Source organism: Blautia marasmi (assembly GCF_900258535.1).
Classification (GTDB): Bacteria; Bacillota; Clostridia; order Lachnospirales; family Lachnospiraceae; genus Blautia; species Blautia hominis.
The window spans coordinates 3661423-3675830 of record NZ_OIWX01000001.1; the positions used below are offsets into that span (position 1 = coordinate 3661423).

Annotated in this window: 11 protein-coding genes; 8 read left to right on the top strand and 3 right to left on the bottom strand. The window is 49.2% G+C overall.

Annotation, left to right across the window (positions count from 1 at the left end):
- Positions 1-113: 113 nt before the first annotated feature.
- Together C6P39_RS15805 and C6P39_RS15810 are read left to right on the top strand one after the other, a co-directional pair.
- Complete coding sequence (locus C6P39_RS15805) at positions 114-890, top strand: EFR1 family ferrodoxin (RefSeq protein ID WP_104804414.1); 777 nt, start codon at positions 114-116, stop codon at positions 888-890.
- A 30-nt stretch (positions 891-920) separates the two neighbouring features.
- Entirely contained in the window at positions 921-1589 is a 669-nt protein-coding gene (locus C6P39_RS15810; protein ID WP_104804415.1) for an HAD family hydrolase, read from the top strand.
- A gap of 24 nt (positions 1590-1613) precedes the next feature.
- Here C6P39_RS15810 and C6P39_RS15815 read toward each other — a convergent pair whose 3' ends face one another.
- Positions 1614-2699 (bottom strand): CdaR family transcriptional regulator, encoded by a 1086-nt coding sequence (locus C6P39_RS15815; protein ID WP_104804416.1) that lies wholly within the window; start codon positions 2697-2699, stop codon positions 1614-1616.
- Between the two features lie 291 nt (positions 2700-2990).
- Here C6P39_RS15815 and C6P39_RS15820 point away from each other — a divergent pair, with 291 nt between their 5' ends.
- Together C6P39_RS15820 and C6P39_RS15830 are read left to right on the top strand one after the other, a co-directional pair.
- Positions 2991-4142: a glycerate kinase family protein gene (locus C6P39_RS15820; RefSeq protein WP_104804417.1), complete on the top strand. Its 1152-nt coding sequence runs from the start codon at positions 2991-2993 to the stop codon at positions 4140-4142.
- A 335-nt stretch (positions 4143-4477) separates the two neighbouring features.
- Positions 4478-5167, top strand: coding sequence for a FadR/GntR family transcriptional regulator (locus tag C6P39_RS15830; protein ID WP_104804419.1), 690 nt, complete (start codon positions 4478-4480; stop codon positions 5165-5167).
- A gap of 77 nt (positions 5168-5244) precedes the next feature.
- Here the strand turns inward: C6P39_RS15830 and C6P39_RS15835 are convergent, their stop codons facing one another.
- Positions 5245-8370: an AAA family ATPase gene (locus C6P39_RS15835; protein ID WP_104804420.1), complete on the bottom strand. Its 3126-nt coding sequence runs from the start codon at positions 8368-8370 to the stop codon at positions 5245-5247.
- A gap of 195 nt (positions 8371-8565) precedes the next feature.
- Here C6P39_RS15835 and C6P39_RS15840 point away from each other — a divergent pair, with 195 nt between their 5' ends.
- Genes C6P39_RS15840 through nhaC form a run of 4 tightly spaced genes read left to right on the top strand, consistent with a single transcriptional unit; the run spans position 8566 to position 13665 of the window.
- Positions 8566-10833: a xanthine dehydrogenase family protein molybdopterin-binding subunit gene (locus C6P39_RS15840; RefSeq protein ID WP_158661593.1), complete on the top strand. Its 2268-nt coding sequence runs from the start codon at positions 8566-8568 to the stop codon at positions 10831-10833.
- A complete protein-coding gene (locus tag C6P39_RS15845; RefSeq protein WP_095171749.1) occupies positions 10830-11303 on the top strand; it encodes a (2Fe-2S)-binding protein in 474 nt (157 codons plus the stop codon). Before C6P39_RS15840 ends, C6P39_RS15845 begins: the two co-directional genes overlap by 4 nt.
- Positions 11300-12241, top strand: coding sequence for an FAD binding domain-containing protein (locus tag C6P39_RS15850; RefSeq protein ID WP_158661594.1), 942 nt, complete (start codon positions 11300-11302; stop codon positions 12239-12241). The genes C6P39_RS15845 and C6P39_RS15850 overlap by 4 nt, the downstream gene beginning before the upstream one ends.
- Positions 12241-13665 (top strand): Na+/H+ antiporter NhaC, encoded by a 1425-nt coding sequence (nhaC, locus tag C6P39_RS15855; RefSeq protein ID WP_104804423.1) that lies wholly within the window; start codon positions 12241-12243, stop codon positions 13663-13665. The genes C6P39_RS15850 and nhaC overlap by 1 nt, the downstream gene beginning before the upstream one ends.
- 67 nt (positions 13666-13732) lie before the next feature.
- Here nhaC and C6P39_RS15860 read toward each other — a convergent pair whose 3' ends face one another.
- Positions 13733-14332, bottom strand: coding sequence for a DUF1062 domain-containing protein (locus C6P39_RS15860; protein ID WP_104804424.1), 600 nt, complete (start codon positions 14330-14332; stop codon positions 13733-13735).
- Positions 14333-14408: the final 76 nt, after the last annotated feature.

The window sequence follows — 14408 nt, forward strand, 5'->3', positions numbered from 1 at the left end:
CCGTACAGTTTGCAATTAGATTGTATTGCGTTTTTAAGGTGAAGGATCAGGACTGCCGTACAGTTTGCAAACAGACTGTGATGCGGTTTTTTAGGTGAAGGAGAGGACAGAAGATGAAAATATATAATATTTATTTCAGCCCTACAGGGGGAACGAAAAAGGTAACGGATATTCTGTGCAGCGTCTGGGAAGAAGAAAAGCAGGAGATAGATCTGGCAGTTTTCGGAGCCGACTACAAGAGGTATACCTTTGAAAAAGAGGATATCTGCATTGTGGGAGTCCCCTCTTATGGGGGAAGAGTGCCGAAGGCAGCCCTGGACGCGCTTGGACAGATGAACGGCCGGGGCGCGCAGGCTGTTCTCGCTGCGGTATATGGAAACAGAGCTTATGATGACACATTGCTGGAACTAAGGGAGGCACTTACAGGTGCCGGATTTCACTGCACAGCGGCAATAGCGGCTGTGGCGGAACATTCTGTTATGAGGCAGTTTGGTGCAGGAAGACCGGATGAAGCAGACAGAGCAGAGCTGCAGGGATTTGCAGGAAGTATAAAAGAGAAGCTTGAGAGACAGGATAGAGAAGGGGAGGTAAAGGTACCGGGAAATAAACCCTACAGAAGCTACAACGGAATCCCCTTAAAGCCCAAAGCCAATAGATCCTGTACAAAATGCGGAGTCTGTGCGGAAAAATGTCCGGTGGGGGCAATTTCCCGGCTGAACCCGTCAGAGACGGACAAGGAAACATGTATATCCTGTATGCGCTGTATTTCCGTCTGCCCGCAGAAGGCCAGAGGGGTAAACAACATTATGCTGAAGGCTGCCGCTGCAAAAATGAAAAAGACTTGTTCCGGCAGAAAAGAGAATGAAATTTTTCCGGCAAAAAGGATATAGTATCGAATTGAAAAGACAAGGAGCAGAGAGATGATAAAAGCAGTATTCTTGGATTATACAGGCACCATCATTGAGGAGGGCGGCCCGGACGGCATGGAGATGCTGAGACGGTGTTACGAAAACAGCGACATTGAGAGCATGGAGGCCATGCTGGCCTACTGGTGGAAGCTGATAAAAACTTTTGAGGCTGTCAGTTATAAAGAAAACTATATCACAGAGGATGAGATCGTGGACAAAGCGCTGGAGGAATGTGCGGCAAAAATCCATCTGAAAGAAGATTTCGAGGACCTGCACCGGCTCTGCCAGCGTTTCTGGGCGTACGCCCCGGCATTTCCCGACACAAAGGAGTTCTTTGAAAGATGCAGTGTTCCGATCTACGTTATCAGCAACAACGGTCTCTCCTACGTGGAGGAGGGCATGCGTGACAAGAACCTGCACCCTGCGGGAATAATCTGCGGAGACATGGTTAGGGCATATAAGCCCCACAAAGAGATCTTTTTGAAAGCGCTGGAGGTAAGCGGCCTTCACCCAGAGGAGGTCATCCATATCGGAGATTCCCTTACCTCAGATGTGGAAGGGGCTTTGGGAGCAGGGATTACCCCTGTACTGCTGGACAGAAAAGGCGGTAAGACCTGCCATGGGATCACAGTGATACACTCACTGCCGGAGGCACTTCCTATCATAGAAAAACGGGAGTGACAGCCGCCATGGGACCGAAGGCTGTCAGGTGAGCTTCCATGCCAGATACAGAACCACTGCGTCCCGAAATTTTCGGGGATTCAGTCCGCACTTTTTGTAAATACGGTCCAGCTTATATTGGAGTGTATTCTTATGCAGGAACAGCCTGCTGCTGGTATGTCCAAGAGACATATCCTCCTCAAAATATACAGAAAGCAGGGAAATATCTTCTGCATCCAGGGTATCCAGTGTTTTCCGGAGATATTCCGCTTTGCAGCCCTCCTCCACGGAGGAGAGGATCAGTTCCAGGGTGAGGTCATCAAAGACTGCATAATGCCGGGCGGCGGAGGAGACAATACTTTTTTGTGCAGCAGCCCCCGTTTCATAAGACTCTGACAACTGAAAGACAGGGCAGCTTTTTCCCACAGAGATTTTCAGCCGTCCCTCCTGTTGGCAGGCAAACTCTGCGAGAACAGGCGAAATCAACGGAAATCTGCGGCTGTCCACAACAGCCAGATATTCACTGGGATAATGAAACGTGCAGAGCGTAATACCGGTTTTGGCAAACATCTGCTGAATCTTTTGCTCTGCTTCAGTAGTATTCATAGGTGCTCTGCCGGAGCGGATATGAATGAGAAGCATCCTGTAACTGCCATTTTTGTTCATTTGAAATTGTTCCAGTGTATCCAGAAGATAAGCCTGAGACAGATTTTCCCGGTTGATAAGAGAGTGGATCACATAATTCATTTTCTCCGCCTGGGTACGGCTGAAAGTATTCAGCTCCCTTTCCCGAATCAAAAGGCCGGTGATACGTTCCGCCAGATAAGCATATTTGCGCACCTGATCCGGCGGTCCGCTGATACCGATGACAGCCACAAAAGAGCCATTATAAAAGACCGGCAGGTTGACACCCTTCTGCGTCCCGGCAAACAGGCTGTCTGTATCCACCTCCAGCATTTCCCCCTTCTGCGCCGCCTGCTTTCCGATTTCATGAAAACTCCCGATTCTTCTTTCATCCGTACTGGCATAAATCATCCCTGTATGATCAATAAAATTCACATTCTGCCCGCATACATCCTTTACCGTGGCCACAATCTGCTGCGCCAGCTTTTTATCAATAGAATTTTCCACTCTATATATTCCCCCATAATCATTCAAACCACAGTTCCATCATAACATTTCCACTAAAAGTCTGCACCGCAGTACACATCAAAACATTTCCTCTATATACAAAACCGATTTCTTCCAACCCAAACCTCATTTTACCCCTTCCCCCGCCTCTATTACTGAACACAGTATAACAATATTTTAGTACAAATACCATAAATACTAAAAAAAAACTCTAAAAAATATTACACATAACATTTCCCAAACACTCGATTTTTGCTATATTAAAGAAAAAAGACACGGGAGGAAATAAAAATGAGAGTAGTCACAGCCATAGATTCATTAAAAGGAAGCCTTTCATCCATGGAGGCAGGCAGAGCCGTCCGTGAAGGCATACTCCGTGCAGACCCAGAGGCAGAAGTGGAAGTCAGGCCGCTGGCAGACGGTGGTGAGGGGACCGTGGAGGCCCTGGTTGGAGGAATGAATGGAAAGACCCAGCAGGTCACCGTGACAGGCCCTCTTGGTAAGCCCGTAACATGCCAATACGGAATCATAGAGGACACCGGGACAGCCATTATTGAGATGTCAGGAGCAGCGGGGATCACCCTTCTGACCCCAAAAGAGAGAAATCCCCTTCATACCACCACATTCGGTGTAGGCGAAGTAATAAAAGACGCCATAGAAAAGGGGTGCAGAAGATTCATTGTAGGCATCGGAGGCAGTGCTACCAACGACGGCGGCATTGGCATGCTGCAGGCATTAGGATACGGTTTCCTAAATACGGCGGGGGGACAAGTCCGGGACGGCGCAGAGGGGCTTTTCGAACTTACATCCATCACCACAGACAACGTCATCCCCGGGCTGGCCGAATGCGAATTCAAAATCGCCTGCGACGTGACCAATATACTATGCGGGGAGCAGGGCTGCAGCGCAGTATACGGCCCCCAAAAAGGAGCCACCCCATCCATGATCATCCAAATGGACGAGTGGTTTGGCAAATACGCCGCACTGGCGCAGAAAAACTTCCCCAAAGCGGACCCCAAGCAGCCCGGAACAGGAGCAGCCGGAGGCCTGGGTTTCGCATTCCTCACATTCACCAACGCAGTTTTAGAATCCGGCATCCGCATTGTCCTGGAAGAAACCAGACTGGAGGACCACATAAGACAAGCTGACCTGGTCATCACCGGAGAAGGCCGTCTGGACGGCCAGACCGCCATGGGAAAAGCCCCTGTAGGTGTAGCAGAGCTAGCCAAAAAACACGGAAAACCGGTCATCGCCTTTGCAGGAAGCGTAACAAAAGATGCCAAAGCCTGCAACGAAAAAGGAATAGACGCCTTCTTCCCCATCCTGCGCAGCATCACCACACTGGAAGAAGCCATGACCCCCAAAACCGCCCAAGCCAACCTCACAGACACCACAGAACAAGTATTCCGCCTGCTAAAGACCGCTACCACCCTTAAAAGATAATCCTATAAATTTTTCCACAACTCGCCGTACCAACACACACTAGCGGTCCATGAGAAACAGGAAGGGGCGGAGGAGGGGCGGGATATGCCTGTGTGCGATGTTCCAGTGGAGCGCCAGGGAGATCCACCTGCCCCAGTTACTTAATGAAGAGGCCATTGCCGATGAATTTAGGAACTGGGAGCAGGTTAGCTCCCTGGCAGCGGAACGCTTCGCTCACAGGCATATCCCGCCCCTCCTCCGCCCCTTCCGTCCGCATTCACTCTCTAAGCATCCCACAGTTGCCCCCACCCCCCAAACATGCTAAAATAAAACCAAAAACCAGGGAGAACAAAAAAATGTCACAAAAAAGGCTGTCAGACACAGTAGCAGACACGATCCTGTCCATGATCGTAGTAGACAAAAAATACAAACCGGGCGAAAAACTTCCAAATGAAAACGAATTCTCCGAAATACTTAAAGTCAGCCGCACCACCCTGAGAGAAGCCTTCCGCATTCTGGCTGCTGGCCAGGTAGTGGAGATCAGGCGGGGAAGAGGCACATATGTCAGGGAAGACTTTGCAGACCCTTCCATGGATGCCCTGTCCGATTTGACAGCAGCCAGGGTAGATGCAGGAGACCTGTACGAGATGCGTCTGATCTTCGAGCCGGAGGCTGCCTACTATGCGGCAAAACGTGCTACAGACAGAGAGCTGGAACGGATTTTAGAGCTGGGAGAACAGATAGAAGAGCGCATCAGGGAAGGCAAAGACAGAAAAGCCGTGGAGCAGGAGTTTCACAAAGCTATAGCCAGAGCCACCCACAACGAGTTCATGAACCGTCTTATGCCCATTCTCTTTACTGCCATTGACAAGGGCGTGACACTTTCCAGGGAAAAAAGGGAAGCGGAGACCAACACGGTATCAGACCACAGGATGCTCATGCAGTTCCTGCAAAACAGAAATGCCGAGGGTGCCAGATATGCCATGAAGATCCACATGATACATGCGATCGAGCAACTGGAAATCCCGAAGGACGCACTCCGTTAAACACCGGGCGGAGCATGAAAGGAAAACTTCCGGACAGCACACAACAACTGTCCGGAGAAGGATTTCCAACCGGATTTTCAGACATACTCCCGGATATTTTCTGCGATTGCAGCCAGATATCTTTCATCCACAGGAGAATAAACACCTTGGAGCAGTTCACGCGCCTTGCCATAATAATACGCCGTATCACCGGGCAGCGCATTGACCGGATATCCCCCGGTCTTTATCTGTGCATAAATACGGTAAATGATCCCCATCTCATAAGGATTTTCCAGTTTCTCTGCGTAACCCAGCGCAGTTTCCAGATTCTTCAGCGCCTCCTCATATTCTCCCTGTCTGAGAAGTATCTGGGCATAATAAGAATACGGAAGGCTGCGCCCCCACATAAGGTTTCCCTGTTCATAACGGGCAATAGATTCTGTCAGATACTCCTTGGCAGAACACAGATCCCCGCTGTCATAGGCAGCCATTCCCGCATAGGCGTAGAATACCGAAACACCGCTGACCAGAAAGTTGCTTCCCCCGATTTCCAGAGCCTTATGATAATACTCCATAGCTTTTTCATACTTCATGGAATGCCGGAAAGCCTCACCGATCCAGGAGTAGGCAGCAGCCAGATTGTACAGATGTTCATCTCTTGCAGGAGAACTGCTGAAGGTTTTTATGGCATCCTGCAGATGGGAAATCCCCTCCTTTAGACTGCCCTTCATGATATCCCCAAGACCCTGCAAACGTTTCCAGATAGCCACCTCATCGGTGAAATCAGCGGCCTCCAAAAGCCCCAGGGATTCCCATACGATCTCTTCCATTTTGTCCGGTTCATAGCGGTTGATATATACACAGATCAACTGGCGGTTTGCCTGCAGGAGTTTGGTGAGCCGGAAGGGGGAGGGTGTGTTTTGGTTCAGCTCTTTTAATTTGAGGATATAATACAACCCCTTCTCATAGCTGCAGATGCGGATATAATGCCGCCCTATCATATGCAGATAATCGGAGAGGATTTCCAATTGCTCCTCCCTGGAATTCTCATGGTCAAAAAATTCAAAAGAAGATTCGTTCACTTTATTTTCCACAGTATAAAGCAGTTCTTCTATACTGCTTAAGTCATCGGAAAGCCGCTCGCTTGTCTCCTCCCTCATATCCAGAGTAAATAAAGTTAGATTATTTCCGATGATCGGGAAAAATTCATGGGTCACATTCAGGTAATTATAAAGGTATTTGACGGCGTATTTCAGGTATTTCTGCCGGTTGGCGCCCCTCTCAAAATGAAAGATCAGCTTTGGATACAAGGCCATATCGGCCGGACCTTTGCAGAGCCGGCTCTCCAGATAGCGGCCTGCTTTATTGTGGAGGATCCGTTTTTTTGTCCATGACATTTCATCATACACATACTCCATGATCTTTTGGTGGGAGAAGGAGAAAAAGGTATTATCCCGATCCATATTTTCCTTGAGCAGATCCTTATTCAGCAGATATTCAAGGATCTCCACCAGCTCGTAATCCTCTTTCCGGGACAGGGAGGAGAGGCAGTCATAAGATACCCCGTCAAAAAATATGGAGACCAGATTGAGGATCTGACGGTATTCCCCGGGAATAGGTGCTACACGCTGCTTGATGATATTGCGCATATTTGGAGTGATATCATCGGGGGAACCGTGGTATTTTATTGTATTTACCGCCTCAGTGATAAAAAGCGCGTTGCCTTCCGTCTCATGAAATAACTGCTCCTTCACGCTGTCTGTGAACACATAGCCGGGGAGCAGGCGGGAAGCCAGGGAGACGGTTTCATGATAGTCAAAACGGTTAACAGTGATACATTTTAATTGTCCGATGGAACACATATCCTCTGTAAAACGTTCTGCCTCCCCCTCCAGTGCGCTGCGGGCAGTGAAGAGAAAAATAAGATTCTGCAGGCTGTAATCTCTCAGGCTGGTAATGATGTCCCGCATGAGAGATAAGCTGACCTTGTCAGCCCACTGTATATCATCAAAAAAGAAGATCAGCGGCACCTGGGAGGACAGACGTATCAGTCCGTTGACAAAAATACTCTGTATGCTCTTGTAATCCAGGGTGGAGATATCGTCGGCATCCGGCATGGGATGGCACTGTTCCTGGGTAAACGGAAAAAGTGCCTGTATACTCTGCATAAGAGAGACATAGTGGGAGGCAGTCCCCGTATCAGCCAGATACTGGAGCAGTTCCCGGGCAGGCTTTTGCCAGGGCTTTAATATGTATTTTTCTTCCGCACAATAGCAGCGGGAGGAGAGCACAAAAGCATCCGCCGGCAGGTCTTGGAGGGAGAGGGCCTGCTGCATAAGCCTTGTCTTTCCAACTCCGGCCTCACCTAAAAGCAGAAGATGCTGTACCGGATCTTCCTGCCGGAGTGAGGCCAGGTTCTTTTTGATGCATTCTAATTCTGTATCTCTTCCATAGAAGACAGAAGAGATACGCTTTGGTGCTTTCAACTCTTTTCTGCCCTCCAGAATCTTATTTACCTCCTCGTTCCAGGTCTGCTCAATGACCAGAGCCAAATCCTGTATTTCCTTTGCCGGGGTCTCGAAGAGTTCCTGCTCCAGCAGGGATTCCAGACGGTTATAGATGTGCAGAGCCTGGGTGTATTCCTTTCTGGAAAGATAAATCTGCATCAGATATTTGTATGCGGTCTCATCAAATTCATTGATCTGCATCTGTTTATGGCAGAGGGATTCGCAAAGCTCAAAATTTCCGGAGTCAAAGTGAGCAGAGATGGCACGGTGCAGTTTTTTTAAATAGTGTGCTTTAAAGACCTGACGGGTATTTGTGACCCATTCGTTGAAGGAGACATTATTTTTTAAATAAAACCCCTCCAGAAGATTACCCCGGTACAGTGACAGATTTTGCTCCTCCCTCAAAAACTGTTCGGTGTCCAGTGTAAAGGAAAAGGCAGGGTTGATCTTGACCATATCCCCCGATCCTTTTACAAGAAAATCCTTTCCGAGATTTTTCCGGATGATATAAAATGCATTTCTTAAGTTGGAGTTGGTTTTCTCCTCCGTACATTTGTCCTCCCATATGAGGTCAGCCAGCGTATATTTATTCACTGATTGATTCAGGAAAAGGTAATACAGAATTGCTTCTGCCTGCCGATAGGGAAAAACAAGGGGTGCCCCGTCCAGCTCCATGGAAGGGCTGCCAAGCATAGATACCGCCAATTGCTGACTCATAAGATTCCTCCTGAAATATAAGGCTTAACTGTTCAATACTTTCGCAGTTACAGGCTTTTACACTCATTATAATACAGCGTCAAAAGATTACAATAAAAAATAAATTTTTTTGACATTTCTTTTTTGATATTTTTTTGATGCTCTGCCTGTATGCTTGGAAAAAATAGAAAACGGAAGTCAAGGGAAGGTGGAATCATGGAAAATTACAAAGTGATCGGAAAGGAACTTTCAAATGACCAGGCTTACGGCAAAGTGACCGGGCGGGTCAAATACTGCAGTGATATGCAGTCTTTGGGCATGCTCCATATGCGTCTCAAGGCAGGAACCGTTCCCCATGGAAGGATACGCCGCGTGGACGCCGGCAAAGCGCTGGCAATCCCGGGAGTCGTGGCAGTGTTTTCCTGTGAGAACACACCGGATCTCTGTTACGACAGAGGCAGGGTGGAGGCCTGGGAAAATGTGCCCAACCAGGAAAAACTGTTTGACAGGCATATTCGCTTTCTGGGGGAAAGGGTGGCAGCAGTTGTGGCAGTCTCCGAAGAGACAGCGGCAAAAGCCTGTGAACAGATCGTTGTGGAGTATGAGGATATGCCGGCAGCTATATCTGTGGAGGAAGCTGCCGCACCGTTTGCCCTGCCCCTGCATCCGGGCGGAAATGTCTATGAGGTCCCTGCCTTTGAGTACGGGAACTATGAGGAGGCCGAGGGGGATTTTTTTCATGAGAGCAGTTCCCATATTGGAAGGATGACACATCTGGCTATGGAGACCCAGTCCTGCAGAGCAGCTTATGATGCTGCCGCCCAAAAGCTCACCATATGGTCAGGCTGCCAGTCTGTGTTCGGGGTCAGGAGCACGGTTGCGGAATATCTGGGAATGCCTTACGCCAGAGTCCGGGTCATAAAAGCTCCCATGGGAGGTTCTTTTGGCGTCAGACAGGAGACTCTGCTGGAGCCGCTGACGGCATATGCGGCCAGAATGCTGGAGGCAGATGTAAAGCTGGTGTATACAAGAGAAGAGCAGATCGTGAATACCATGATGAAACACAGTCTGGACGGAACGGTGAAGAGCAAGATCAGGAAAGACGGAACCATAGTAGGGCTTTCCATGTCCTGCACACTGGACGCAGGGGCTTATCTCACGGTATCCAGGGGATATGCCTCCACCATTGGAGAAAAAATAGCAAAAGTGTACCGTATGCCTAACATACATTTTGACAGTCAGGTGGTCTGTACCAACACGCCCATAAACGGAAGTTTTCGGAGCTGGGGTTCCTGTGAGGAGGCTTTGCTTTTAGAGAACCACTGGAATATGGTGTGCAGGGAGATGGATATGGACCCTGTGGAGTTCCGGCTGAAGAATATCCTGTACCCCTATGAGACAGAGGCCGTACATAAAATCCCGGTGGGAAATGTACATTTTCAGGAATGCCTGCAGAAGGGCCGGGAAGCTTTTGAATGGAAAAAAAGGAAGGAAGCGTGCAGAAAAAGAAACAGGGAGCAGAGAAGATACCGTTACGGAGTGGGCATGGCGCTGGCCTCCCATACCAGTTCCTTTTATCCCTACAGGGTGGATGTGGCCTCCGCAGCCGCCAGGATCCAGGAGGACGGCAGCCTGATCCTCCATGTGGGCATTCACGACCACGGCTGCGGGACTGTTATGGCAATGAAAAAAATCGCGTCGGAGATTATGGAGATCGGTCTGGATAACATTGAGCTGAACGAGGCGGATACCCAGAACAGTCTCTATGATTATGGCTGTTATGCCAGCAGGACCGTATATTCCCTGGGGCAGTCTGTCAAACAGTGCTGTGAACACATTCTGGAAATGGCAAGAGAGACGGCAGCGGCAGCCCTTGGATGCAGCAGGAGTTTTCTTTGCTACCGATCAGGGGAATTTTTTAAGGAGATGGATGAGTCGGTGAGGATATCCCTGAGGGAGGTCATCCGTTATTCCATACAGACCATGGGGCAGGATATCTACTATGCGAATACCACCAATGCCGGAGCAAATCCGGGTGTGGCGGCAGCTCATTTTACGGAAGTAAGGGTGGATACCTATACCGGCATGACAAAGATCATGGACTGCCTCTCTGTACACGATATCGGCAAAGCCATCAATCCTGATCTGTGCAAAGGGCAGGTTGGAAGCGGCATACAGCAGGGAATGGGAATGGCACTCTGCGAGGAGATAAAAATACATCCAAAGACCGGGCAGACACTTATAACCAACTTAAAGAACTATGAGGTGGCTAATGCCTGTGACCTGCCGGATTACCGGACTCTTCTGATCGAGGAGCCTGAGAACAGCGGTCCGTTCGGGGCAAAATCCATAGGGGAAGTGGTGGTGGTACCCGTGGCACCTGCCATAGTGGCGGGAGTCAACGACGCACTGGGCACCAACCTGACCAGACTCCCCCTGACCCCGGCAGTCATTATGGAAGCATTGGAGGAAAGAAACGTATGATACTGCATTTTACATTGAACGGGGAAGAGAAGACCATGGAGGTTCCGGGAGAAAAGCGGCTTCTGGATTTTATCAGAGAAGACCTGCACCTGACAGGGACCAAGGAAGGATGCGGGGAGGGAGAGTGCGGTGCCTGCACCGTAGTTTTAAACGGACAGGCCATTCACTCTTGTCTCACAGTTGCAGGGCAGTTGGAGGACAGTGAACTGCTGACTATCGAAGGGCTGGAAAAGAACGGTGAGATGGACGCCATCCAGAAAGCGTTTATTAAAAAAAGTGCGATCCAGTGCGGATTCTGCACCAGCGGAATGGTGATGTCAGCAAAGGCGCTTCTCCTTCATAATCCAAACCCAACCCAGGAGGAGATCAAACGTGCAATTGCCGGAAACATCTGCAGATGTTCCGGATACCGGGAGATCAGGGAGGCCATACAGGAGGCAGCCGAAAGCGGAAGGGGAGGTGCCACATGAGTGCAGAATACTTGCAGCCGAAGAGCTTTGAGGAACTGGAGAGCAGTCTGCTGAGGCTGACGGACAAATCGGTTATTATAGCCGGCGGTACAGACCTGCTTCCTAAGATCCGCTCAGGAAAGAAGGAGCCGGATATTTATTTAAGCCTGTGCCGGTTAGAAAAGCTGGGAAACATAGAAAGAGAGGGGAATTGGCTGAAGATCGGTGCTATGGCAACCCATGAACAGGCTGCAGACAACCCTCTTATCAAAGAGTATTTTACCGGGCTTGCCATGGCCTGCAGCCGGGTGGGGTCCCGGCAGATACGCAACAAGGGAACGCTGGGAGGAAGCCTGGCAAACGCTTCACCGGCGGGTGACATTATGCCCTGTGTTTTTCTGTATGGAGGAAAGATAGAGATTTTAGGGAGAGAGGGAATCCGCTTTGTGGAAGCAAAAGAATTCCTCACAGAAAACGGACGGACCGTTCTTGGCAGAAATGAACTCCTCACATCCATCTGGCTTCCTGTGGAGGAGGGGCGGAAAAGCTGTTTTACCAAACTGGGAAGCAGAAGAGAAGTGACCATTGCCCAGATTTCCCTATGCATATCCTGGAAAGAACAGGACCTTGCATGCAGAGATATGAAGGGGTTCATAGGGGCAGTGGATGTAAGACCTGTGGAGTTTGAATGTGTCAGTCTTCTGGGTGAGAGGTCCGAGGCGAAAATAGAGGAAGCTGCCCAATGGCTGTCCGGGAAAATAAAATCTATACGGACAAGCAGGACCAGGGAATCCAAATTAAAGATAACAGAGGCGGAAAAGCGGTACAAAGAAAGAGCGGTAAAAGGAATCGTTTTTGATGCTGCAGAGATGATAGAGAGAGAAAGAAAATCCCCGGTGCCGGAAACGGCCAAGAGGGGCAGCACATTCCATACAGAGGAAAAAGGAGAGGGAAAATAATGAGCGGCGGGAAAAAAGAACGGCAGAAAAATATGACATTTTCAAAATCGGTATTTGTATTTGCATTTGTAGTTGCTGCACTTCTCACGGTGACCGTCGGTCTTGGCGGACCGGCCCATGTGGCAATGCTCATCGCGGCTGTTGTGGCCGGAATTGTGGCTGTGAGTTCCGGTTATGCCTGGGACGAACTGCAGGAGGGAATCGGTGACACCATCAAGGCAGCCGTGCCGGCAATCCTGATCCTGCTGGCGATTGGTGTGATCATCGGTGTCTGGCTGCTGGGCGGTATTGTGCCCACCATGATTTACTATGGGCTGAAAATCTTATCCCCATCGGTTTTTCTGCTGGCAAGCTGTCTGATCTGCGCGGTGATCGCCACAGCCACCGGAAGTTCCTGGTCCACAGTGGGGACCATCGGTGTGGCACTTATGGGGATTGGCAGCGGGCTGGGGGTTCCTGCCGGTATGACAGCGGGCGCTATTATATCAGGAGCATACTTTGGTGATAAAATGTCCCCTCTGTCCGACACTACCAATCTGGCACCCGCTATGGCCGGGACGGATATCTTCACCCACATAAGACATATGATCTACACAACAGGACCCAGTTTTATAATAGCGCTTATCATATATGGAATTATTGGTATCAAATTTGCAGGAAATAATTTTGATTCCTCTTTGGTGGAGCTTTATACGTCCACGCTGAAAGATATTTTTTACATCTCTCCCATTATGCTCATACCGCCTGTGCTGGTGATCCTCATGGTGATCAAAAAGATACCGGCACTGCCGGGACTGATCGCAGTGGCATTTCTGGGCTGTGTATTTGCGCTGGTGTTCCAGGGGGCTGACCTGCAGTCTGTGATCTCCTCCGCTTTTTCCGGATTTTCTATTGAGACAGGAGTGGCAGAGGTGGATAAACTGCTGAACAGGGGCGGTATGACCAGTATGATGGAGATTATCTGTCTGATCCTTATCTCACTCTCCTTTGCGGGGATCGTGGAGAAAAGCGGCATGGTGAGCACTGTCATAGAGCGGGCGCTTAAGAACGCCAAGAAGGATTCCACGGTCATAACAGCAACGCTTCTGTCCACGATCTTCACTAATTTTGCCACAGGTGTGCAGTATGTGGCACTGATCATCCCGGGAAGAATGTTCAAAGACATATACAAGGAGCGGGGACTGCATCCGAAGAACCTGTCGAGGGCTTTGGAGGATACCGGAACGCTGTGTGCTCCCTTTGTTCCATGGGGGACGGATGCAGCATTTCTGTCAGGCGTCCTGGGGGTGACAACAGGTATTTATGCACCGTTTTGTTTCCTGAATTTTATCAATCCCATTGTGTCCCTGATATGTGCCCAGACGGGATGGACCATAGAGAAAATACAGAAGGACACTGTGCCTGCGGAGGAAAATGCAGGATAAAAAACGTACGAATAACGGCAGGGAAAGCACAGTAAAATGGCTTTCCCTGCCGTTTTTTGGCATCCGCTCAAACAGTGGTTTTAAGAAGGATGAGCAAACTGCTGCCGAGATGGATCTTTTCCAGATCTTCCCTCTGACTTCCCTGCAGCAAACCGTCTGCTATCAAATGTTTTACTTTTGACCGGGAGATGGAAAGCTGCTCCGCCAGGAACTTGTCGACCCTGATCTTCAGGCCGTTGGGGTTTTGGATGCAGATGATACGGCAGTTTCCCTCCAAAGCTTGTAAAGAAACAGGTATTTCTGTATGCTCTTTGGTTACAATGTATGAGATGGATTCTTCCTTTACAACAGCTCTGTTTTTCTCGAATATTTCTTTGGCTGTTCCGATCTCCAGGGCAAGGGCGCTGTTGTTTTCCTGGAACTTTTTATAGGATCCTTCCGGCAGTTTTTTGGGGCTGACGCGCTCAAAGATGGTGAGATTATAGGTGGATCTGCACTTTTCACACTGGTAGATCAGCCAGATATCCACACATTTTTTGTTGGCATTGATGCGGAAATTCCCGGTACTTTGAAAGAGGGATCTTGTGCCGCATTTTGGACAGTTTCTGATAATTTTATACGAAGAGACAGGGGTAAGAGTCCAAGTCTCCCCTTTTAAATAGCTCATATGCATATTCCTTTCGGTCTTTTATTGGCTCAGGATATGCAAAGGCTATTTCACTATAGAATTGTTATAATGCAAT

Bases quoted from the DNA above. Each gene is read 5' to 3' on its own strand.
- C6P39_RS15805 (WP_104804414.1), top strand. From the start codon at position 114: ATGAAAATATATAATATTTATTTCAGCCCTACAGGGGGAACGAAAAAG.
- C6P39_RS15810 (WP_104804415.1), top strand. From the start codon at position 921: ATGATAAAAGCAGTATTCTTGGATTATACAGGCACCATCATTGAGGAG.
- C6P39_RS15820 (WP_104804417.1), top strand. From the start codon at position 2,991: ATGAGAGTAGTCACAGCCATAGATTCATTAAAAGGAAGCCTTTCATCC.
- C6P39_RS15830 (WP_104804419.1), top strand. From the start codon at position 4,478: ATGTCACAAAAAAGGCTGTCAGACACAGTAGCAGACACGATCCTGTCC.
- C6P39_RS15835 (WP_104804420.1), bottom strand. From the start codon at position 8,370: ATGAGTCAGCAATTGGCGGTATCTATGCTTGGCAGCCCTTCCATGGAG.
- C6P39_RS15840 (WP_158661593.1), top strand. From the start codon at position 8,566: ATGGAAAATTACAAAGTGATCGGAAAGGAACTTTCAAATGACCAGGCT.
- C6P39_RS15845 (WP_095171749.1), top strand. From the start codon at position 10,830: ATGATACTGCATTTTACATTGAACGGGGAAGAGAAGACCATGGAGGTT.
- C6P39_RS15850 (WP_158661594.1), top strand. From the start codon at position 11,300: ATGAGTGCAGAATACTTGCAGCCGAAGAGCTTTGAGGAACTGGAGAGC.
- nhaC (WP_104804423.1), top strand. From the start codon at position 12,241: ATGAGCGGCGGGAAAAAAGAACGGCAGAAAAATATGACATTTTCAAAA.
- C6P39_RS15860 (WP_104804424.1), bottom strand. From the start codon at position 14,332: ATGAGCTATTTAAAAGGGGAGACTTGGACTCTTACCCCTGTCTCTTCG.